Origin of the sequence: Nonlabens xiamenensis (genome assembly GCF_003865345.1) — a bacterium.
GTDB classification, from domain to species: domain Bacteria; phylum Bacteroidota; class Bacteroidia; order Flavobacteriales; family Flavobacteriaceae; genus Nonlabens; species Nonlabens xiamenensis.
In genome coordinates this window covers 452,591-474,076 of the sequence record NZ_RMVE01000001.1, presented here as the reverse complement: position 1 = coordinate 474,076, position 21,486 = coordinate 452,591, and the positions used below count along the sequence as shown (strand labels likewise).

Below are 21,486 nucleotides of genomic sequence, written 5' to 3'. Positions count from 1 at the left end.
GGGATTTTCTATTGATTTCATTTTTAAGTATTCAATGCAACAGGAAGAGTACTTTATAACTTATTGAAAACTCTAAGTTATTCCGGTAAGTATGAAGCTGATTTGTAAGGATGAAAGGACCTCTATGACTACATAGGTGAAGGTTATTTAATAATTTTCATAAAGTTTTTTGGTTGGTTAGTAGGAGCGCCCAAGTTGTATCATACACTTGGGCGCTTCTCATGTTGGCTATTTTGATCTATGGCTTTTTGACTCAACTGTAACAATTTAAATTTCAGTGCATCCTTACCTAAACCATACTTATGAAACTTATTCTCTCTCTTGTGTTTTTGGCTTTTTTCCAATTACTTCCTGCTCAAAATCCACGTGAAATTAATGTAGCTGATTTCGACACCATCAAAGTATTTGATCTAATTACGGTCAATCTGGTTAAATCCGATGAATCCAAAATTGTCATTACGGGCCAGGATGCAGAAGATGTAGAATTTGTCCAGAAAAATGAATTGCTTAAAATCCGCATGAAATCCGATAAGATCTTTGACGGTGAAGAAACTTTTGTTCACGTGTATTACAAATCATTAAAAACCATTGATGGCAACGAGGGTGCGGTGATACTATCTAACGAACTCTTTGAACAGGATCGATTAGAAGTTAGGGTGCAGGAAGGTGCCAGAGTAACAGCGGGAATGGCGGTTAAAAATTTACAGGTCAGAGCGGTTACTGGTGGGATAGTAGAGCTATCGGGTGTATCAGAAAGTCAGGTAATTGTTGCTAACACCGGCGGTATTGTGGAAAATCAAAATCTCAAAACCGATTATACCAAGGTAAAGGTACAGGCTGGAGGAGAGGTTGAAGTCTTTGCCTCTGATGAAGTAGATGTTTATGTTAGAGCTGGTGGAGAAGTGGATGTATATGGTCACCCAAAAAAGGTGTCTAAAAAGAGTATTCTGGGTGGAGATATCCATATTCACGAGTAGAATAGCGCTCAACGCGAAAGTTTCTATTCTTTGTTCATTTTCAAACTAATTTTTGGTAATTATTCAAATGCTTTACTAGTTAAATCCCTAGTAAACTACGCCAGGATAGGCGATAAAGAAGGTGGTTTTTCTCCAATTTGATAAGCTATGCCGTTTTGCTACCTTTGAGCGACAACTACGTAGTTCATGCTAGACGACATCATCAGTGCTATCCCACTTGGATTCTTACTTGCATTTATGCCCGGAGCGGTATTTTTTGCTCTTCTGGAAACCAGTGTAATCAAAGGGTTCAGGGCAGCTGTATCGCTGGATTTGGGAGTAATTATTGCAGATCTTTGCTTTATTCTCATTGGGTATTTTGCTACCAGCGCCTTATTGGATAAGTTAAAAGACGACCCTGCCTTGTTTATTTTTGGTGGAGCAATTCTATGTTTGTACGGTGTGATTTCCTTTATCAAAACAAAGAAATCCTACCTGAAAGAGATCAATACCTCAGAAATTATTCCGCAAAAAAACAATTACCTCAAACTTTTGATGAAAGGATTTTTTCTCAATTTCATCAATATAGGTGTATTATTGTTTTGGTTACTAATGATCGTCAGTATTGGGCCTACTTTGGACAACGATCCAGCTCGTATACGTAATTTTTTCATTGCTGTATTAGCAATTTATTTTCTGATTGATTTGATTAAAATCGTTGCAGCCAAAAGTTTGAATCGATACCTCACGCCTTTTAGGATATTTTGGCTCAAGCGTATTATTGCTATCATCATTGGTATTTGTGGAATAGTATTGGTATTTAAGGGTACTTTTCCCAGCGCATCAGAAAATTTAGAAAACCAATTGCACATCATCCCTGAAAATGTAGAACCCATCGATCCAGATCTAGAAGGATTAGAAGAGTTCAACGAAAAGGTGAAATCCGATACAGAAGGGGTAGATAGATCAAAGGAAATTCCCCAAACCCCATAAAAAATCCCCAATCCATACAGATTGGGGATGATTGAGAGGTACCAAGCGGATTCGAACCGCTGTACTAGGTTTTGCAGACCCATGCCTAGCCACTCGGCCATGGTACCCTATCGGGAGGGCAAAAATAACAAAATTCCTTACGTTTCCTATTCTTCCGGAAGAATTTAAGCTAAAACTCTATGTATGGACTCAACGATCTTGAGCCATCAAGACAATTACCTTTTCAACGTCGCCGCCTATAGGAGGATTGATTTTGGCTACTTTTACCTGTGCCCGTTGAACCATAGGTTCTTCCGAAAATATCCGATCTAAAATTCGTTGTGCTACTTGTTCGAGTAGCTTAGAACGCACAGCCATTTCCTCCACAATGATGCGATTGAGGGAAACATAATCTACAGTATCCGATAATTCATCAGTTTGTGCGCTTTTCGTAAGATCTGTAGTAACACTTAGGTCTACACGGTATTCGCTGCCAATAAGTTCTTCTTCCCTAAGGCAGCCGTGGTTGGTGACCACACGTACATTTTCAAGTAGTATTTGATGCATGGGACAAAGATAGAGCCTTCATGTTTGCGAGTAAAATATACCTTAGATTTGTAGGTGTTAAAAGCATAGCAATGAGTGAGGAAAAACGCGCCAACAATTTTATAGAAGATATCATCGAGGAAGACTTGCAGCAGGGGCTGTCAGAGGACTTATTAAGGTTTAGATTTCCACCTGAACCCAATGGTTTCTTACACATCGGCCATGCCAGTGCCATTTGTTTAAACTTTGGGCTCGGAGAAAAATATAACAAGCCGGTTAATTTGAGATTTGATGATACCAATCCTGCCAAGGAGGAAGCCAAATATGTTGAGGCGATCCAACGAGATGTGGAATGGTTGGGTTATGAATGGGATCAGCTTTGCTTTGCTTCAGATTATTTTCAACAACTGTACGATTGGGCAGTTCAATTGATTAAGAACGGAAAAGCTTATGTAGATTCCCAATCTAGCGAGGAAATTGCCGCCCAAAAAGGAACACCTACTGAACCTGGTGTTGATGGTCCTTACAGGAATAGAAGTGTGGAAGAAAACCTGCAACTATTTGAAGGAATGAAGAATGGTGAATATGGTGAGTCTGAGCATGTATTACGGGCCAAGATTGATATGCAATCTAATAACATGTTGATGCGTGATCCCATCATGTATAGGGTAGTGAATCGCAGCCACCACCGTACCGGCACAGACTGGAAAATATATCCGATGTACGACTGGACGCACGGAGAGAGTGATTATATCGAACAGATATCTCATTCTTTTTGTACACTGGAATTTTTACCTCACCGCGAACTCTACGATTGGTTCCTCGATCAAGTAGTCGAGGATAAAAAAGTTCGCCCTAAACAACGTGAATTTGCGAGACGTAATGTTTCTCACACCGTCACCAGTAAACGAAAATTACAGAAATTGGTTGATCAAGGGGTTGTTTCAGGATGGGACGATCCTAGGATGACGACGATATCTGGATTAAGACGTCGTGGTTATACAGCAAACGCCATCAAGAATTTTGCTGACTCCATCGGAATCGCAAAGCGGGATAATTTAGTGGACATGAACCACTTGGAATTTCATTTGCGCGATGATCTAAATAAGGTAGCTAACCGGGTAATGTGTGTGTTAGATCCTATCAAATTAATCATTACTAATTATCCTGATGGACAGGAAGAAATGCTCCAGGCCGAAAACAGCCAAGAGGATGAATCTAGGGGTTACAGAGAAGTACCATTTTCAAAGGAATTGTGGATTGAAAGAGAAGACTTTAAGGAGTCGGCCAATAAAAAATATTTCCGATTAACCATCGGTAAGGAAGTTCGCCTTAAAAATGCCTACATAATCAAAGGAACCTCTTGTGTTAAAGATGATGATGGAAATATTACAGAAATTCATGCCACCTATGACCCTGATTCCAAAAGTGGCAGTGGTACTGAAGCAAGTATGAGAAGGGTGAAAGGCACTTTACACTGGGTGAGTGCTGTCCACGCATTACCAGTGGAGGTTAGATTGTACGATCGATTATTTTCTGTTCCATCTCCGGACACGGATAAGGAAAAGGATTTTATGGAATTTATTAATCCAGATTCACTATCGGTTATTACGGCAATGGCTGAACCTGCGATGAGACAAATTCCAGTTGGGGAGACCGTTCAGTTCCAACGTAAAGGATATTTCTGTGTGGATCCTGATTCAACTGAGGAGAAAATGGTGTTCAATCGTACGGTAACACTCCGAGACACCTGGGCCAAACTAGACCAATAATTCTCTGGTAAAGTAGGATAAACACCGATTTACGAAACGGAAAAATCGATTGTTATTTTAATAAATCGTTGGTAAATATCTTTTACTTTAACTTATTTTAAGATGAAATAGCGGTAATTATGACATTTTTAATAAGGAAAAATGTAAGCTTAACGCCCTATTAACTACAATCCCTTGACTTTCAAGATATATTTGTATCAAGCAAAATAACAATAAAAAATTTACAACTATGTCTAAGTCATCAAATGCACTCATCGCTCTTGCTGCAGGAGCAGCTATTGGAGTTGCCGCAGGAATGTTATATGCTCCTGATAGTGGAGAGATAACCAGAAAAAAATTGAAAAAACAGGCCAAGAAAGCCCAAAAAGATATTGATAAAAAAGCTAGGGAAACTTATGCTCAGGTATCTACCAAGGCCAACGAATTGACTTCAAATCTTTCAAGTCGTGCTACTGAGTTAAGAGGAACAGTAGGTGATCGTATAGAAACTGCATTATCCAGTGCAAGCTATAAAGCAGATGATGCTATCGTAGCTTTAGAAAATAAATTGGAGCAGTTACGTACCCAAAATGCGAAATTGCAGAAACCTCAAACGGTGAATGGAGCAGTTAAAAAAGCCGCCGCTAAGACAACTGTAAAAGCATAAGCTGAGGTTTGGGAAAATCAATCACAGAAAATTTTAATGAATTTACTACGGCGACTCAGGAGTACATTGAGTCGTCGATTAGTTATCACAAACTCGATCTTTTTAAAAAGGCGATGAAAGGGGTGGTATCAGGAAGTTATAAGCTGATACTATCTTTCTTTTTATTGATTGCTTTACTCTTTCTAAGTGTGGCTGCGGCCATCTATTTAGGACAAGCATTGGACGATCTAGCTCTTGGTTACTTAATCATGGGAGCGGTTTATTTAGTGCTCATGTTTATCCTAACCTTATTTTTAAAAGGATCTTTGGAAAAATATTTTCTTACCAAAGCCAGTAAGCAATTTTTCAACGCCAACGAAGATATTACAATAGAAGAATATGAGAGTTTACAATAGTTTTGACCAAATTGATAGGGACTTAAAGTATTTGAAATTGCAACAGCAAATTCAACAGGAAACTATGAAACTTAACCTCAATGAGGTCAAGGAAAGTTTTTCCGCTGTTTCTATTTTAACCAATGTTGTAAGTTCGATCGCCAAGAAAGCTGTTGTGCTGAAAGTGGTGAATAAGTTGGTAGGATTGAAAGGAAGAAAATAAGAGTTTATCATTTATAAAAAAGCCAGGCATGTAATCAACATGCCTGGCTTTTGCTTTTCTAAAACATTAATTACTGCTCCAGTTCTGAATCTGAATTGTTACCCCTTCTAGGTCTAGAAGTTTTCTGTTCATTTTCTTTATCTTTTCCAGCGTTGGCTTTCTTCATTTGTTCACCTATATGCGCGCTAGCAGTAAAACTAGCGATCATGTTGTTGAGCATGTCACTTCCTGCTTGTGGTGAATTAGGCAGCAGGATCAAGTTGCTATTGGTTTCTTCACCGATGGACTGTAAAGTATCATAATGCTGGGTGACCACGATGAGTGCACTCGCTTCTTGCGAATTGATACCTACGTTGTTCAATACATCCACACTTTCTTCCAAACCTCTTGCAATTTCCCTGCGTTGGTCTGCAATACCTTGTCCTTGTAAACGCTTTGATTCGGCTTCAGCACGTGCTTTGGCAACGATTTTTATACGTTCGGCTTCAGCTTCATACTCAGCAGCTGTTTTTTCACGTTCTGAGGCATTAATTCGGTTCATTGCAGCCTTAACCTGTATATCAGGGTCAATGTCTGTTACAAGGGTCTTAATGATGTCGTATCCGTAATCCATCATGGCATCATTTAACTCTGACTTTACTGCGATAGCGATGTCATCCTTTCTTTCAAAAACATAATCCAGTTTCATTTTTGGAACCTCTGCGCGAACTACATCAAACACGTAGGAAGTAATCTGATCGTGAGGATTTTCAAGTTTATAAAAGGCATCATATACCTTTTCTCTTCTGACTTGAAATTGCACGGATATTTTAAGTCGTACAAATACGTCATCTTTTGTTTTGGTCTCAACGATCACATCCAGCTGTTGAATCCTCAGATTGACCCTTCCGGCCACTCGGTCGATAATAGGAATTTTCATTTGAAGTCCTGAATGTCTTAAGCTCGTAAATTTCCCAAATCGCTCGATTATAGCCGCACTTTGTTGTTTAACTGTAAAAAAGGCACCCAGCAATAGGAAAAAACCTATGACGAGTAAGACAGGTAATATAAAAGGTCCTAGTCCCATGTTGTTGATTTTTATAAGGTTAGTGTTTGTTTTAAATCTTTGATCTAAAGATACAATGGATTAGTAGTATGTTTGTGTTCTTTGTTACAATCCCTATGAAAACTTATTTTATCTGTATTTTGACCATTCTAGGTGTCTCCCAAGCTATTGCTCAACATATTTTATCTAGCGAGCAGGCTCCGATTGAGCGGCCATCCAATCACGAATTTTTGGTGACGGATATTACTCATCCTTTCACCGCATCACTAGACGCTGGTAATTCGGTACCTGTCAGAAAAACCACTTATAACAACCGTCTGGGGCTGGGCGCTGATGCCACCTTTTTTCAATTCAGTAGTCCAGATGTAGATGTTCAGGGTGAAACAGGCTGGTCACTAAATTTTGAAACCCGAGGAGATTTTAGGGATGATTTTGATTTGATTTACAGTCTGGGCATTTTTAATCAACAATTCTCTGTACAGGAGCAACCCACAGGAGATCAAATTGATATGAATATGCTTGGGGTAGAAATCAAATTTCTACTCGCTTGGAAAGTGGCCCAAAGTGATTATTTTTCTATTGAGGCTGGACCTGCTTTGATGCTTAATGGCGAACTCAAAGTCAAGGAAGATAGATATGATGAAGCGGTGATAGGAACGGCGGCACAACCAGTCACCATGGAAGAATTTCAGAATACCAGTCCGATAAATCTCAATGGTGTCATTGGATTTTCTGGTGGTACCAGGAACATCCGACTCACTGCACATTATCATTACGCATTTTTCAATGCCCTTACTGGTACCAATGTTGGGGGAGAGGATCTTGAAGGAAATTTCAGCTACATCAGTGCTGGTTTAAGATTTTATTTTTAAAACCTGACTTTCTGTTGAACAATGATTACCAGATAAAAAATGCGGCTGAAGTTACTCAGCCGCATTTTTTTATCAGAACCTTCAGCTTTGTTAGCTTAGTTCATGGATGGCATTTTGGATACGTTGGACGGATTCGTTTTTCCCAATCATAGCCGCAATTTCAAAAACATCCGGTCCCATCAAGCTACCTACAAGTGCTAATCGCAGGGGCATCATCACCTTTCCAAATCCCATTTCCTGCTCCTTGATCCATCCTTTCACCGCATTGCTGAGACCTGCTGCGCTTTCATCTTCTGTCTGCGCAATGATCTCTGCGACTTTTCCCATGATCTCTGGGGTATCCTGTTTCCAGGCCTTTTGTACGTTCTTCTCGTCATAGCTGCTGGGTGATACAAAGAAAAATCCAGCCAATTCAAACAAGTCCTCCACAAAGACTGCACGTTCCTTGACCATGCCTACAACCATATTCACATAATCCTGTGATCCGTACTCCATGCCTTTCTTTTGCATCGCTTTCGCGAAAGCGGCTCCTATAACAGCATCATCCTGCTGAACAAACCATTGCTGTTGGAACCATTCTGCTTTTTCTGGATCATATTTAGCTCCAGAGCTATTAACTTTATCCAAACCAAAGGCTTTTACCAGCTCATCCAACCCGAAAATCTCCTGCTCTGTACCAGGATTCCAACCCAAGAAAGCCAAGATATTAACCATCGCTTCTGGAAGAAATCCATCTTCCCTGAAGCCTCGAGAAATTTCGCCTGTTTTTGGATCCTTCCATTCCAGAGGGAAGACAGAGAAGCCCATTTTGTCTCCATCGCGCTTGCTTAATTTTCCCTTTCCAGTGGGTTTCAAAATCAGCGGTAGGTGGGCAAATTTTGGGGCCTGCCATCCAAAACTTTCATACAACAAAACATGTAACGCCATACTGGGTAACCATTCTTCTCCTCGGATCACATGGGTAATGCGCATATCGTGATCATCCACCACGTTAGCCAGGTGATAGGTAGGCATCCCATCACTTTTAAACAGTACCTTGTCGTCCATCAAACTGGTGTCGATCTCAATTCCTTCGCGGATTTCATCATACATATAAAGCTTTTTCAGCTCAGGTTTGAATCTTACCACATATGGCTCACCGCTATCCAATCTTTGCTGAACATCTTCTTCAGTAAGGCTCAACGAGTTTTTAAATTCCTTGCGGTTGTGGTGATTGTAGATAAAGTTTTGCTTGTCGGCTTCTGCTTTTGCTCTGGCCTCGGCCAATTCTTCGGCGGTATCAAAGGCATAGTAAGCTGAACCTGAGGCAATCAGTTGCTCTGCATATTTTCTATACATTGATTTACGCTCACTTTGGCGATATGGTCCACATTCAGCTTCTTTTCCAGGTCCTTCATCATAGGGAATTCCACACCAATTGAGCGCTTCTATGATATAATCTTCAGCCCCAGGTACGTAGCGATTCTGGTCTGTATCTTCAATCCGTAAGATAAATGTACCCTGATGTTGCTTGGCAAATAGATAATTGAAGAGCGCTGTTCTCACACCACCAATATGTAGAGGTCCTGTAGGACTGGGAGCAAATCTTACGCGCACCTGATCACTCATAATTCTGGGTTTAAAATGATGCGGCAAAGATAACAAGATGCCCACACTTGAAAGCATGGAAGCTGTGCAGCCTTATCAAGAATTTCAGGAAGACGCCAACTCTATCATCTCTTTAGGCACATGTTTGTTCACCACCTTGAACCACAGAGGAGGCACAAGGGCGATAACCATCATGGTAGGATAACCGTAAGGTAATTGTGGTGAGATATCGTGATAATCCAATACTTGATACTTTTTACTCGCTCGATAGTGGTGATCACTGTGTCGGGTCAATTCATATAGCATAATACGTCCCAACGCATGATTCGAATTCCAGCTGTGCCTTTCCCGAACCACTTCATACCTACCAGATTTTTTCATCGCACGGAGCAAACCGTAATGTTCCAGATAGTTGATGATTTCTAACAAACTGAAGCCGAGTACAGCGATCCCCACTGCCAGCGCTGCCGTCCACCAATTGAATACCAAACCAATAACCATTAAATAGGTGATTTTGATTACAGTAAACCAAAGCATATCATTGTTGACGGAAAAGAATGATCTATTGGCTGCCTTATTCAACTTCATCTGTATACGCCAAGCACTACAGTACTGCTGGAAAACAGACCTGAACCAAAAAGCATATAAGTTCTCATTATATCTAGCCGTTGCTGGATCCTCTGGAGTAGCGGCTTTTAAATGGTGGTGGTAGTTATGCTCGATATAAAAATGCATGTATAAACTGGGCAGCAATAATGCTTTCCCTAGAAATCGCTCCCAGCTGTCCTGCCGATGGCCTAGTTCATGAGCTACATTGATACCGTTGCTCCCCACTAAAATACCCAATGAGGCAATCAGGCCGATTGTTTCATAAGTTTCAAATGCCGTGTTTGAATAGGTGTAGAATCCATAGTACAGTATTCCGGCGATTATAGGAAGGTTAAGCCACAGGAGGACATCAAAAAACTTATTTTTTACTTTACTCTCTCGTTCTTCCTCACTTAGATTTTTGGTTAGTGAAGGCATCCAAAGCTCTACTATTGGGACAAATATAAAGATGGCAACTGGAGTCAAATACAGCCAATAGTCCATCTTGGAAATGCCTATGACACATAAAACCGGTACCAAATAGGCGCTTAAATATTTTAGGTCATTCATCTTTACGCGATTTGTAATTGTCAAATATACATAGTTGTCGTAAATGTTAATAATATCTTAACATAATGCTCTTATTTTCCATCGTTATTCACATTTAACAGTCATTGAAAGGAAATGAAAGTGGTGGAAAATCTGCATTTGAAATAAACTATTGGTAATCCGTTATATTTACCATAGATAGACGACTATTAGAGCCATGACAAACTTTGAGATTATAGAGCTTAAGCTCAAAAAATTTATCAGTAAATATTATCGCAATCAGTTGTTGAAGGGTGTGATATTATTTATTGGCTTAGGATTGTTGTATCTATTGTTTACCGCAGTCATTGAACATTTTTTATGGCTTAATCCTACTGGTAGGACCATTCTCTTTGTTCTGTTCATAGTCATGGAACTTTTTCTGTTAATCAAATTCATTGGTATTCCATTGGCTCGTCTGTTGAAATTATTTTCAGGAATCAATTTCAGAGATGCCAGTGCAATGATAGGAACTCACTTCCCTGAAGTATCTGATAAATTGGTCAATGTATTGCAATTACACCGCAATGGGGGAGATGATGAATTGACCTGGGCCAGCATCAATCAAAAAAGCGAGTCGCTAAAGCCGATACCATTTTCAATGGCCATTGATTATCGAAAAAACAAGAAATATTTACCGTATCTCGGTATACCTATCGCCATCATCGCAGTGTTGTTCATCACAGGAAATAACGCCGTAATTACAGATAGTGCCAAACGCGTCGCCGATTTCAATAACGAATACATCCCACCAGCGCCTTTTTCTTTTCATTTACTCAATGCTGATTTGAATACTTTGCAACGGAGAGATTTTAAATTGAATCTTGAGGTAAAGGGGAGAGTTTTGCCAGAATCTGTAAGCATTCATTTTGATGATCAGACTTATTTTTTGACACAAGAAGCTCCTGATAGATTCAGTTTTGTGTTTCAAAAACCCAATGCTTCAATAGACTTTTTCCTCTCAGCCAATGAAGTGACCAGTAAATCATATCGATTAAATGTGGACGACATCCCGATGATCAAGGCCTTTGAATTGGTCATGGATTACCCACAGCATACAGGGAAACCGGACGAGGTAATCACTAGTACAGGTAACGCGGTTGTTCCTCAAGGCACTTTGGTAACCTGGAACATTGATACACAAGCTACCACAAAGTTGCAGCTGTCTTTTGATCAAAAGGTGGAAGATTTTACAAAACAGGGAGATAGGTTCGCTTTCGCGAAAGCGATCATGAATCCCTTGAGGTATAGCATTACTACATCCAATGACCGCGTGTCTGCCTATGAAGAATTAAATTTTAAATTGGATGTTGTCAAGGATGAATATCCAGAATTGGATGTGCAGATGAAACGGGACAGTTTGGACCCTGAGACCATGTATTTTAAAGGTCAAGTGGCTGATGATTACGGAATTAGAGCGGTACAATTGGTATATTATCTTTCGGAAGACCCAACATCTCGTCAAACTGTTGATTTAGGTAGAAATCGTGGAACATTTGATGAATTTATGTTCACTTTCCCTGGGAATTTACCGCTTGAACCTGGTAAAAGTTATGCTTTTTATTTTGAAGTTATTGATAATGATGCTGTCAATAATTATAAATCTGTCAAATCTCAATCATTTAGTTTCCGTAAAGCCTCTCAAGATGAGCAAGAAAATCAGCAGTTGACCCGGCAAAAAGAGTCTGTTTCAAATTTAGAAAAGGCGCTGAAGGAGCAGAACATGCAGCAAAAAGAATTAGAGGAGCTTTCCCAAGAACAGTTGGAAAAGAAGGAACGCAGTTTTAATGACAGAAGGAAATTACAACAAGCCTTAAAAAAGCAACAAAAGCAGGAACAACGCATGCGCCAAGAGTTGGAACGCATGAAGGATAATTTTGAAAAGTCCAGTGAGCAAGACGATCCTGACAAGAAAGCCTTGGAAGATCGTATGGAGAAAAGTGCGGAGGAAATTAAAAGAAATGAGGAGTTGTTAAAACAACTACAAGAATATCAGGATAAGCTGGATCCAGAAGAGTTGAAGGAAAAAATGGAGGAATCCCAAAAGAATTCTAAGCAGCAGCAGCGTAATCTGGAACAGTTACTTGAGTTGACCAAACGTTATTACGTCAATCAGAAATACGAGCAATTGGGTAGGAAGCTGGCAGAGATCGCCGAACGTCAAGAGGAGCAAGCCAAGAAGCAGCAAGGAGAAAATTCGGTCCAGGATCAGGACAAGCTCAACAAAGAGTACCAGGAATGGGAAAAAGAGTTGAAAGAATTAGAAAAGGAAAACGAAGGCTTGAAGGATCCTATGGATTTGGAATTTGATCCCGATGACAGTAAACAAATTAAAGAGGAGCAAGAGGGTGCCAGTGAGCAGTTAAATGATCAGGATATTCCCGCTGCCCAAAAAAAACAACAGAAGGCCGCCGAAATGATGAAACGGCAGGCCCAGACTATGGCTGCTCAGATGCAACAACAATCACAGGACAGTATAAAGGAAGATGCAGATATGTTACGGCAAATTCTGGATAATTTGGTCTTGTTTTCCCAAGGGGAAGAAGATATCATGAATGAGATGTCTCAGATGAATAGACTTAGCCCGAATTTGGGAAAAAAATTGCGCGTTCAAAAAGACCTGGAACGAGCCTTCGAGCATGTGGATGATAGTCTATTTGCACTGGCTACCCGCAATCCAAAAATTGGCGATGATATTAACAAGGAGGTAACCGACATCTATTATAATTTGGACAAGGCACTGAAAGAGTTGGCTGATTTCCAAATGGCCCAAGGTCAGGTTGCGCAACAATTTGCTCTAAAGGGTGCGAATACGCTGGCGGATAAACTCAGCCAAACCTTGGACGCTATGAATAATGCCATGGCCATGCCTGGTATTGGGCCACCTCAGCCAGGTGAGGGTGGTGGTTTCCAACTTCCTACGATCATCAAACAACAGGAAAGTCTATCTAAACAAGGTCAGGATGGTAAAAAGGGGGAGAGTGGTCAACAGTCTTCACCTGGAGAGGGAGAGCAACCAGGATCAGAAGGTAGCCCAGGTTCAGCTGGTGAGCAAGGCCAACAAGGGCAAGATGGACAAGCTGGGCAAAGTGGCCGGTCTGGTCAATCAGGACAATCTGGACAAAGCGGACAATCTGGACAATCGGGTCAGGGTCAAGGAGAAGGCCAAGGTCAGGAGGGTACTCAAGGAGATAATGGTTCTGGCGATAATGGTCAGGGTGGTAACGGAAATGGTAGTGGTAATGATGATGGTGGTGAGTCTGGATATCGAGAAAGTGAAGCAGAAAGTCAGCGCATTTATGAAATTTACAAGCAACAGCAAGACTTGCGAAATCAGCTTGAGGATATGATTCGTCGGGAAGGCCTGGAGGGAAAAGTAGGTGACATTACCGATAAGATGAAAGCGGTAGAGCGTAAATTATTAGATCAGGGTTTTAATCGCCAGGTGCAAGAACAAATGATGGAAATTCAACATGATTTACTCAAACTTCAGGATGCTGGATTAGAGCAAGGAGAGGAGAATAAAAGAGAAGCGGAATCCAATCAAAGGGAATTTGAAAACAATACTAATGCAGATATTCCCGACGCTGCTAAGTACTTTAACAACAAGGAGATTTTAAATCGACAAGTGTTACCTTTGCAGCCCGAATTTCGTAACCGAGTAAAGGAGTATTTCAAGAAGGATGATTGAATTTCATTATCAAAATGATTACCCACCATTAGATGAAGTGACGTATGCAAGATGGCTCAATGTAGTGGCCAGTAGTGAAGCTAAAACTATCGGCGAATTGTCTTATGTATTTTGTGACGATGAGTATTTGCTTAGAATCAATCAGGACCACTTAGAACATGACACTTACACGGACATCATCACTTTTGATTATACGGACGACGCTTTGATCAAAGGCGAGGTTTATATCAGTACAGACCGAGTGGCGGAGAATGCAGTACTTTTTTCGGTGGATACCTTAGCTGAGCTACATCGGGTTATAGTGCATGGACTATTACATTTATGTGGATACACCGATGCCTCTCCACAAGAGAAGCAGTTAATGCGAATGAAGGAAGACGAAAAAATGAAATTGTTTCACGTGAAACATTAAGCTATGTTCGATAAAGAATATGATGTTATTGTTGTAGGTGCTGGTCATGCCGGAAGTGAGGCAGCGGCCGTTGCTGCCAATATGGGTGCACATACACTTCTTGTAACCATGAATCTGCAAACCATTGGTCAGATGTCTTGTAATCCTGCTATGGGAGGTATTGCAAAGGGTCAAATAGTCAGGGAAATCGATGCTTTAGGAGGTTTGAGTGGAATTGTTTCTGATAAAAGTGCCATTCAATTCAAGATGCTCAATCAGTCCAAAGGTCCTGCCATGTGGTCCCCACGTACTCAAAATGACCGTATGAGATTTGCTGAGGAGTGGCGTATGCAATTGGAGGCGATTCCCAATCTCGATTTTTATCAAGAAATGGTTTCTGGATTATTGATTGAGGGAGATCGAGTTGTAGGGGTGAAATCTTCATTGGGTATAGAAGTTCGCTGTAAGGCTGTTGTACTTACCAATGGTACTTTTCTAAATGGTTTAATTCATATCGGTGAAAAACAATTCGGAGGTGGTAGGGCAGGAGAACGTGCCGCTGAAGGCATCACCGAGCAATTAGTCGATCTTGGTTTTGATGCTGGTCGTATGAAGACGGGAACACCACCCAGGGTGGATGGACGATCATTGGATTATTCTAAAATGGAACCTCAACCCGGGGATACAAACACTTCCAAGTTCAGCTATTCCAATCAAACTACAGCGCTCACTTCTCAACGGGATTGTCACATGACTTATACCAGTCCGCTGGTGCATGAATTGCTACAAGAAGGTTTTGATCGGTCTCCAATGTTCAATGGTCGCATTCAATCCATCGGACCCAGATATTGTCCGAGTATAGAAGATAAGATCCATAGGTTTGCTGATAAAGATCGTCATCAATTATTTGTCGAGCCTGAGGGTTGGGATACTTGCGAAGTATACGTTAATGGTTTTAGTACCTCCCTTCCAGAAGATGTTCAATTCAAAGCTTTAAGATCGGTAGTAGGTTTCGAAAACGTCAAATTCTTCAGGCCAGGTTATGCCATTGAATACGATTATTTCCCACCTACCCAGTTGAAACATACGCTAGAAACAAAGTTGGTCAACAATTTATATTTTGCTGGACAGATTAATGGGACAACTGGATATGAAGAGGCGGCATCACAAGGACTGATGGCGGGTATTAACGCCGTCAGAAAAATACGTGAAGAAGAGGCCTTTATTCTGAGTAGAGATGAAGCGTATATAGGTGTGTTAGTTGATGATTTAATCACTAAAGGTACAGAAGAGCCTTATCGTATGTTCACCTCTAGGGCTGAATATCGAACTTTGCTACGTCAGGATAATGCCGACTTGAGATTGACGCCACGTGCTTATGAGATGGGAATTGTTTCTGAAGATTCTCTTAGAAGGGTGGAACGGAAAGCTAAAGAGTCTGAAAAAATGGTTCAATTTTTACGCGATACCAGTTTTGATTACAAAGAGATCAATCCAATCTTGGAGTCAAAGGGAACCAAAAAGGTTACTCAAAATGATAAGCTGTTCAAGATTTTTTCCAGGCCACAAATTGATTTAGAGGATATGCGACGCATCCAACAAGTAGAAGATTACATATCCGAGCATGGTGTTGGTAAGGAAGTACTCGAACAAGTGGAAGTGCATGTGAAATACGCTGGATATATTGCCAAGGAAAAGGAGAATGCTGATAAGCTACACAGACTTGAAAATGTTAAGATACCGCCCAATTATGATTATAAAAGTATCAAATCACTGTCCTACGAGGCCAGAGAGAAATTGACCGCGGTACAACCAGTTACCGTTTCTCAAGCCAGTCGAATTTCTGGAGTTTCACCAAGTGATATTTCTGTGCTTCTGGTACATATGGGCAGATAGTTTCACGTGAAACAATGAAGAATCAACTACATTTTTCCTCGACTTATTTAAAGTTACAGGATTATTTTCTGACTCAAGAGACCTTTGAACTTCGTCAAGATAAGGGTACTGGATTGCTCAAAACTTTTCCCGTTCCAGAAAATTTAGATCCTTATTATGAAAGTGAAGAATATCTTTCACATAACGATAGCGAAAAATCTTTTTTTGCGTATTGCTATAATTGGGCAAAATCCTTCAATCTAAAATCCAAAACCAAATTAGTCAAAAAGTATGCTGGCGAGGGCTGCGTTTTGGATATCGGAGCTGGAATAGGAGATTTAGTCAACTATCTCCAAAAACACAATGTCAATGCCATAGGATTTGAGCCAAATTCCAAAGCGCGTCAATTTGCCGCCACAAAAAAAATTATTTTAAAACATAGCTTGGACTCCTGCGAGGATCATTCTTTCGATGTTATAACTATGTATCACGTGCTGGAGCATGTTCCTGATCTACAAGATCAATTAGATTTGCTCAGCCGTTTGCTGAAACCGGGTGGAATTTTAATTTTAGCTCTACCCAATTATAATTCCTACGATGCTCAATTCTTTGGAAAGTTTTGGGCAGCTTACGATGTGCCCAGGCATATTTACCATTTTAATAAAAAGGCAGTCCACCATCTTTTCCAAGACCAATATCAAATCATAAAAATGAAACCTATGTGGTTTGATAGCCTTTATGTTTCTATTCTTTCAGCACGATACCAAAAACGGAAAATTCCATTTGTTCAAGGTATGTTGTTAGGATTATGGTCAAATCTAAAAGCCATCGGCACTAAAGAAGCCAGTTCAATCACCTACGTGCTAAAAAAACGATTTTAAGCTATTTAAAGCGGATTTCAGCCATGAAAAAGGTTGATTCCTATACGTATTTAAAAACATGCGTTAGACCGCTTTATTTAAACTTGTTTTTAATAACTAAAACCTATATTACCCATGCATATGATAAGATCTATCTATATAGGTGGAATAGATCGATAAAGTAAGATATAAGGTGGAAAGCGGAAAAAATAGATCAGAAATCGATGGTTGATGAAACGAACAATTGAAATGCACAATTGTTAATCTTGTTGCGACCAATAAGCATAGGTTATTTTGAATGCAGAATACGGGTCATTCCAATGCTCAAATCAGTAAATACGATTTTTCCATTGGCATTTCTTTCGACGTGATACATCGCATCCTGTAATTCCTTTTGAACGGCTAACATACGTTCCCCATCCACAAAAGGGGCAAATTTAGACAGGTCAAACGAACTTTTAGGCGAGAGATAGACGGCGGGTGTCGCCTTATAATTCAATAGCATCGCCTGCCTGAAAAATTCTATACAAAAATTAAGAAATCTCAATTGAGTTTCTCGATTCACCGCTGCGATTGTGGTCGCCCAATCCAGTAAGTCATTGATGGCTGTAGGGTTAGATTTTGCGACAAAGGCAGTACGGACCCATTGCACAAACCACTGCTCAAATTGCAATTCCTCCGTATCGTTATGAGCAAATTGAACCGCCTTTCTAAAATCTCCATCCGCTTGTCTGGCAGTCATAACTGCTTGACTTTTAGAAATCTGGTGCCTTTCCTGTAAAGCCTCTGCGATATCAGAGGTATATAGCTTGGGTACTTGTATGATCTGACACCTGGAGGTAATCGTATTGATGATCCTGTCCGTGGACTCGGCTATTAAAATGATAATGGTTTGTGGGGGCGGCTCTTCAATGAGCTTGAGCAGTTTATTGGACGCTTCGGCGTTCATCTTGTCGGCAGCCCACATGATCAGTACTTTATAGCCGCCTTCATAGGACTTGAGGCTCAGTTTTTTCATGATCAGCTGGGCTTCGGCTACTCGTATCTCTGCATTCTTTTTTTCTATATCAATAGCCTTATACCAATCTGGAAGACTCCCGTACGCTTGGTTCAGCACAAACTCTCTAAATTCTGAAATAAAAAGGTCTGAATTTGCTTTGCTATTTGATGAGCCAACAGAGGCTGGCATGGGAAACGAAAAATGTAAATCTGGATGGGCTAGTTTATCCAGCTGAGCGTGACAAGCATCCTGACCAGATCTGCAAATGATGTCACGAGCATATGCAATCGCAAGTGGTAAAACTCCGCTTCCTGTCGGCCCAACAAATAATTGTGCGTGTGCAATTCTACTATTTGCTACCGTAGATTGTAAGTGCTTTTTTATATGTTCCAGTCCCAGGACATCCTGATATTGCATGATGCAAATATAACTCCACTTGTGCCAGACCAACGAATACCTTTCCCGATCTAAGCCTAACTGCGCGAGAACCGTGACTGCATATGGCTTGACTGAGATCGCTTGAATAATTTGTTGTGGTTGTTTAATTGCGCTTCTTCAAGACTACAACCGCATTTCTTCAGGCATAAGTTTTATATTTGTTACTTACACTTAGAAACAAATTAGATGACCATAGACCAAATCAATTTTGAAAATAAAAAGGCCTTGATCCGGGTAGACTTTAACGTACCACTTAACGAGCAGCATCAAGTAACCGATGCCACTCGTATTCATGCGGCCAAAGACACTATTATCCATATTCTGGAACAGGGTGGTGCGGTAGTTTTGATGTCTCATTTAGGACGACCCAAAAACAACGAACCAGGATTTTCATTGAGGCACGTGGTGGATAAGGCGAGTGATATCTTAGGTGTGCAAGTTAAGTTTGTGGAGCACTGCATTGGAGAACCTGCAGAACAAGCTGCTGCTGCGCTGGAACCCGGTGAAGTTCTTTTACTGGAAAATCTCAGGTACCACGATGAAGAGCAGGCTGGTGATGAAGCTTTCGCGAAAGCGCTATCCGCCCTGGGAGATGTCTATGTGAATGATGCATTTGGGACAGCCCACCGTGCCCACGCCAGTACGGCTGTGATCGCGCAATTTTTCGAAGAAAAATGTTTTGGTAAATTAATGAATAGAGAGATCGAAAACCTGAATAAGGTGCTTGAGACCCCAGATCGCCCGTTGGTAGCCATTTTGGGAGGAGCCAAGGTATCCTCTAAAATAACCGTGATTGAAAATATTCTCTCCAAAGTGGATGACCTGATTATCGCAGGTGGTATGGCTTATACCTTTATCATGGCACAAGGAGGAGAGATTGGCGACTCTCTTGTAGAAGAAGACAAACTGGAATTGGCCCTGGATATTCTTGAAAAAGCCAAAGAGACCAATACCAACATACATTTGCCGGTCGATGTGGTTATTGCTGACGCATTTTCTGAAATGGCTACCAAAGATAAGGCCTCTATTGATCAAATTCCCAGCGGATGGATGGGTCTGGACATAGGTGAGTCTTCCAGACAGAAGTTTCACGAAGTACTGCAAAATGCCAAGACGATTTTATGGAACGGTCCGGCCGGTGTCTTTGAAATGGAAGCCTTTGCCCAAGGAACTATTGCCTTAGGAAACTCTGTGGCCGAAGCAACAAAGAATGGTGCCTTCTCGTTAGTGGGAGGGGGAGATTCTGTGGCTGCAGTAAAACAATTTGGATTTGAGGATCGTGTAAGCTATGTTTCAACTGGCGGTGGTGCCATGCTTGAAATGCTGGAGGGTAAAACCTTACCCGGGATCGCAGCTATTCAAGAATAAATGAGTGTTTAGGACCACTATCACCTGTATTGATTTTTGGTCTGCTTATTGTTCCATCATTTTAAAGATTGATAGGAATCAAATAGTCTTGTTAATTCTTGGGATTTAGGTGCAATCATTAATAATAGCGTAATATGAGGTATAAGCTTTTGGCGAATGTTGGATTGATGATAATGGGAACGGTGGTTTGTGTTGCCCAGACGCCTGTAGATTCTACCCAAAGTAATTCCAAAATACTTACCTACGAAGAGTATAAGAAAAGAGAGGCGATAGAGGACAGTCTCAGTCAGCTGCCCGTAAGGGAGATTCCAGTTCAAGAAATTCCGGGAGTTGATTCGCTTCAATTGTCCTTAAATAAGCATCCCGAGGTGGATGCTTTTGACGACAAGTTGTTACAGGAATTGTACAATAATGATATGTACGATTATATGTATGACGAGATTGTACAAATGGACTATAGTGAGACCGTGCAAAAAAGCCTTCCCACAGATACGCTGAAGGCTCGTTTGGCAGCCATCAATGAGACCACTCCTTTTCAAATTGACTACAACCCAATTCTGGAAAAATTAATCAATAAAAAATTGGGATACCAGCGGGTATATCTAGAACGTCTGATGACGCTGTCTGACTATTATTTTCCCATTTTCGAGCCTTTTTTGGACCAATATGATATTCCGTTGGAGATGAAATACCTGGCCATTGTGGAAAGTGCATTGGACCCTAGAATAAAAAGTAGGGTAGGAGCTACCGGGCTTTGGCAGTTTATGTTCAGTACAGGACGCAATTATGGTCTGGAGGTCAATTCATATGTAGATGAACGCATGGATCCAATTAAATCTACCCAGGCAGCTTGTCGATTTATGCGCAGCTTGTATAATGTGTATGGGGATTGGGATCTGGTGTTGGCCGCCTATAATTCTGGCCCTGGTAATGTTAACAAAGCCATCAGGCGCAGTGGTGGTTACAAGAATTATTGGAATATACGTAATTACCTGCCTAGAGAAACTGCAGGATATGTTCCGGCATTTCAATCCATGATGTATTTGTTCAAATATGCCAGTGAGCATGGTTTCCAACCGCGTCAAACGGAATATAAAAGCATTGCTACGGATACCATCAGGGTCAAGCATACTATTGCTCTGGAACATGTAGCACAGTTTATTGATCAAGATATCGAGGTAATTCAATTCCATAATCCTTCCTATAAACTAGATATTATTCCTGTGGTCTCTGGCAAAGATTATTACCTCAGGCTACCTTTAAGAGATGCAGCAAAGTTTGTTAGCAATGAGGGGGCGGTTTACGCTTTCGCGAAAGCGGAATTTGACAAAAGAGAGCAGCCATTACCAGAACTCGTCAAAGCAGAAAGCCGGGTGGTTTATCGGGTCAAAAGTGGTGATTATCTCGGCAAAATTGCCAATAAATATGGCGTAAGCGTGTCCCAGATTAAACGATGGAACGGATTGCGCAGTACAAACTTGCGTATTGGACAGCGTTTGTACATCCACCCCAGAAATCCAGTAACTACAAGAAGTTCAAAGTCATCTGGAACACCTACCACCTATACGGTACGCAGTGGAGATAGTTTATGGAAGATCTCTCAGAAATATGGCGTGACTATTGCAACCATCAGAGCGTTGAATCCAAAGAAATCTGAAGCCCTTCAAGCGGGAACGGTTTTAAAATTGAAATAA

General features: G+C 40.8%; 18 protein-coding genes and 1 tRNA gene. 13 read left to right on the top strand and 6 right to left on the bottom strand.

Annotation, left to right across the window (positions count from 1 at the left end; translation table 11 throughout):
* The first annotated feature begins 302 nt into the window (after positions 1–302).
* Together EGM47_RS02230 and EGM47_RS02225 are read left to right on the top strand one after the other, a co-directional pair.
* Positions 303–977, top strand: coding sequence for a head GIN domain-containing protein (locus EGM47_RS02230; RefSeq protein WP_124979132.1), 675 nt, complete (start codon positions 303–305; stop codon positions 975–977).
* 186 nt (positions 978–1,163) lie between these two features.
* Complete coding sequence (locus tag EGM47_RS02225; RefSeq protein WP_124979131.1) at positions 1,164–1,949, top strand: LysE family translocator; 786 nt, start codon at positions 1,164–1,166, stop codon at positions 1,947–1,949.
* 36 nt (positions 1,950–1,985) lie between these two features.
* On the opposite strand, the gene EGM47_RS02220 is transcribed toward EGM47_RS02225, so the two are convergent.
* Positions 1,986–2,056, bottom strand: a tRNA-Cys gene (locus EGM47_RS02220).
* An 82-nt stretch (positions 2,057–2,138) separates the two neighbouring features.
* A complete protein-coding gene (gene folB / locus EGM47_RS02215) occupies positions 2,139–2,495 on the bottom strand; it encodes a dihydroneopterin aldolase (protein WP_124979130.1) in 357 nt (118 codons plus the stop codon).
* 71 nt (positions 2,496–2,566) lie between these two features.
* Between folB and EGM47_RS02210 the strand changes: the two genes are divergently transcribed.
* The 4 genes from EGM47_RS02210 (at position 2,567) to EGM47_RS02195 (ending at position 5,489) form a co-directional block, all read left to right on the top strand.
* On the top strand, positions 2,567–4,246 hold the full coding sequence (locus EGM47_RS02210) for a glutamine--tRNA ligase/YqeY domain fusion protein (protein ID WP_124979129.1): 1,680 nt from the start codon (positions 2,567–2,569) through the stop codon (positions 4,244–4,246).
* A 229-nt stretch (positions 4,247–4,475) separates the two neighbouring features.
* Entirely contained in the window at positions 4,476–4,892 is a 417-nt protein-coding gene (locus EGM47_RS02205) for a YtxH domain-containing protein (protein WP_124979128.1), read from the top strand.
* 8 nt (positions 4,893–4,900) lie between these two features.
* Entirely contained in the window at positions 4,901–5,287 is a 387-nt protein-coding gene (locus EGM47_RS02200; protein ID WP_124979127.1) for a phage holin family protein, read from the top strand.
* Positions 5,271–5,489: a DUF6327 family protein gene (locus EGM47_RS02195; protein ID WP_124979126.1), complete on the top strand. Its 219-nt coding sequence runs from the start codon at positions 5,271–5,273 to the stop codon at positions 5,487–5,489. Before EGM47_RS02200 ends, EGM47_RS02195 begins: the two co-directional genes overlap by 17 nt.
* Before the next feature lie 70 nt (positions 5,490–5,559).
* Here the strand turns inward: EGM47_RS02195 and EGM47_RS02190 are convergent, their stop codons facing one another.
* Positions 5,560–6,555: an SPFH domain-containing protein gene (locus tag EGM47_RS02190; RefSeq protein WP_124979125.1), complete on the bottom strand. Its 996-nt coding sequence runs from the start codon at positions 6,553–6,555 to the stop codon at positions 5,560–5,562.
* Between the two features lie 95 nt (positions 6,556–6,650).
* Here EGM47_RS02190 and EGM47_RS02185 point away from each other — a divergent pair, with 95 nt between their 5' ends.
* Positions 6,651–7,406, top strand: a complete 756-nt coding sequence (locus EGM47_RS02185) for a hypothetical protein (RefSeq protein ID WP_206052094.1) — start codon at positions 6,651–6,653, stop codon at positions 7,404–7,406.
* Between the two features lie 90 nt (positions 7,407–7,496).
* Here EGM47_RS02185 and gltX read toward each other — a convergent pair whose 3' ends face one another.
* Both gltX and EGM47_RS02175 read right to left on the bottom strand, forming a co-directional pair.
* Positions 7,497–9,014: a glutamate--tRNA ligase gene (gene gltX / locus EGM47_RS02180; RefSeq protein WP_124979124.1), complete on the bottom strand. Its 1,518-nt coding sequence runs from the start codon at positions 9,012–9,014 to the stop codon at positions 7,497–7,499.
* Positions 9,015–9,098: 84 nt separating this feature from the next.
* Positions 9,099–10,151, bottom strand: coding sequence for an alkane 1-monooxygenase (locus EGM47_RS02175; protein WP_124979123.1), 1,053 nt, complete (start codon positions 10,149–10,151; stop codon positions 9,099–9,101).
* Between the two features lie 196 nt (positions 10,152–10,347).
* Between EGM47_RS02175 and EGM47_RS02170 the strand changes: the two genes are divergently transcribed.
* The 4 genes from EGM47_RS02170 to EGM47_RS02155 are packed head-to-tail and all read left to right on the top strand — an operon-like array spanning position 10,348 to position 17,007.
* Positions 10,348–13,860, top strand: coding sequence for a DUF4175 family protein (locus EGM47_RS02170; RefSeq protein ID WP_124979122.1), 3,513 nt, complete (start codon positions 10,348–10,350; stop codon positions 13,858–13,860).
* Positions 13,861–13,897: 37 nt separating this feature from the next.
* On the top strand, positions 13,898–14,272 hold the full coding sequence (gene ybeY / locus EGM47_RS02165; RefSeq protein WP_317126851.1) for an rRNA maturation RNase YbeY: 375 nt from the start codon (positions 13,898–13,900) through the stop codon (positions 14,270–14,272).
* A gap of 3 nt (positions 14,273–14,275) precedes the next feature.
* Entirely contained in the window at positions 14,276–16,147 is a 1,872-nt protein-coding gene (gene mnmG, locus EGM47_RS02160; protein ID WP_124979120.1) for a tRNA uridine-5-carboxymethylaminomethyl(34) synthesis enzyme MnmG, read from the top strand.
* A 14-nt stretch (positions 16,148–16,161) separates the two neighbouring features.
* Positions 16,162–17,007, top strand: a complete 846-nt coding sequence (locus EGM47_RS02155) for a class I SAM-dependent methyltransferase (RefSeq protein WP_124979119.1) — start codon at positions 16,162–16,164, stop codon at positions 17,005–17,007.
* A 268-nt stretch (positions 17,008–17,275) separates the two neighbouring features.
* Here the strand turns inward: EGM47_RS02155 and EGM47_RS02150 are convergent, their stop codons facing one another.
* Positions 17,276–18,403 carry a DNA polymerase III subunit gene (locus tag EGM47_RS02150; protein ID WP_124979118.1) on the bottom strand — a complete coding sequence of 376 codons (1,128 nt, stop codon included), beginning with the start codon at positions 18,401–18,403 and terminating at the stop codon, positions 17,276–17,278.
* 207 nt (positions 18,404–18,610) lie between these two features.
* Here EGM47_RS02150 and EGM47_RS02145 point away from each other — a divergent pair, with 207 nt between their 5' ends.
* On the top strand, positions 18,611–19,792 hold the full coding sequence (locus EGM47_RS02145) for a phosphoglycerate kinase (RefSeq protein WP_124979117.1): 1,182 nt from the start codon (positions 18,611–18,613) through the stop codon (positions 19,790–19,792).
* 134 nt (positions 19,793–19,926) lie between these two features.
* Positions 19,927–21,486 (top strand): LysM peptidoglycan-binding domain-containing protein, encoded by a 1,560-nt coding sequence (locus tag EGM47_RS02140; protein WP_240642113.1) that lies wholly within the window; start codon positions 19,927–19,929, stop codon positions 21,484–21,486.

What these genes read in the sequence shown, in the direction of transcription:
- EGM47_RS02175 (WP_124979123.1), bottom strand. Translation starts at nt 10,151, where the DNA reads ATGAATGACCTAAAATATTTAAGCGCCTATTTGGTACCGGTTTTATGT.
- EGM47_RS02190 (WP_124979125.1), bottom strand. Translation starts at nt 6,555, where the DNA reads ATGGGACTAGGACCTTTTATATTACCTGTCTTACTCGTCATAGGTTTT.
- EGM47_RS02195 (WP_124979126.1), top strand. Translation starts at nt 5,271, where the DNA reads ATGAGAGTTTACAATAGTTTTGACCAAATTGATAGGGACTTAAAGTAT.
- EGM47_RS02225 (WP_124979131.1), top strand. Translation starts at nt 1,164, where the DNA reads ATGCTAGACGACATCATCAGTGCTATCCCACTTGGATTCTTACTTGCA.
- EGM47_RS02170 (WP_124979122.1), top strand. Translation starts at nt 10,348, where the DNA reads ATGACAAACTTTGAGATTATAGAGCTTAAGCTCAAAAAATTTATCAGT.
- EGM47_RS02210 (WP_124979129.1), top strand. Translation starts at nt 2,567, where the DNA reads ATGAGTGAGGAAAAACGCGCCAACAATTTTATAGAAGATATCATCGAG.
- folB (WP_124979130.1), bottom strand. Translation starts at nt 2,495, where the DNA reads ATGCATCAAATACTACTTGAAAATGTACGTGTGGTCACCAACCACGGC.
- EGM47_RS02185 (WP_206052094.1), top strand. Translation starts at nt 6,651, where the DNA reads ATGAAAACTTATTTTATCTGTATTTTGACCATTCTAGGTGTCTCCCAA.
- EGM47_RS02155 (WP_124979119.1), top strand. Translation starts at nt 16,162, where the DNA reads ATGAAGAATCAACTACATTTTTCCTCGACTTATTTAAAGTTACAGGAT.
- EGM47_RS02205 (WP_124979128.1), top strand. Translation starts at nt 4,476, where the DNA reads ATGTCTAAGTCATCAAATGCACTCATCGCTCTTGCTGCAGGAGCAGCT.
- gltX (WP_124979124.1), bottom strand. Translation starts at nt 9,014, where the DNA reads ATGAGTGATCAGGTGCGCGTAAGATTTGCTCCCAGTCCTACAGGACCT.
- mnmG (WP_124979120.1), top strand. Translation starts at nt 14,276, where the DNA reads ATGTTCGATAAAGAATATGATGTTATTGTTGTAGGTGCTGGTCATGCC.
- EGM47_RS02150 (WP_124979118.1), bottom strand. Translation starts at nt 18,403, where the DNA reads ATGCAATATCAGGATGTCCTGGGACTGGAACATATAAAAAAGCACTTA.
- EGM47_RS02140 (WP_240642113.1), top strand. Translation starts at nt 19,927, where the DNA reads ATGAGGTATAAGCTTTTGGCGAATGTTGGATTGATGATAATGGGAACG.
- EGM47_RS02145 (WP_124979117.1), top strand. Translation starts at nt 18,611, where the DNA reads ATGACCATAGACCAAATCAATTTTGAAAATAAAAAGGCCTTGATCCGG.
- EGM47_RS02230 (WP_124979132.1), top strand. Translation starts at nt 303, where the DNA reads ATGAAACTTATTCTCTCTCTTGTGTTTTTGGCTTTTTTCCAATTACTT.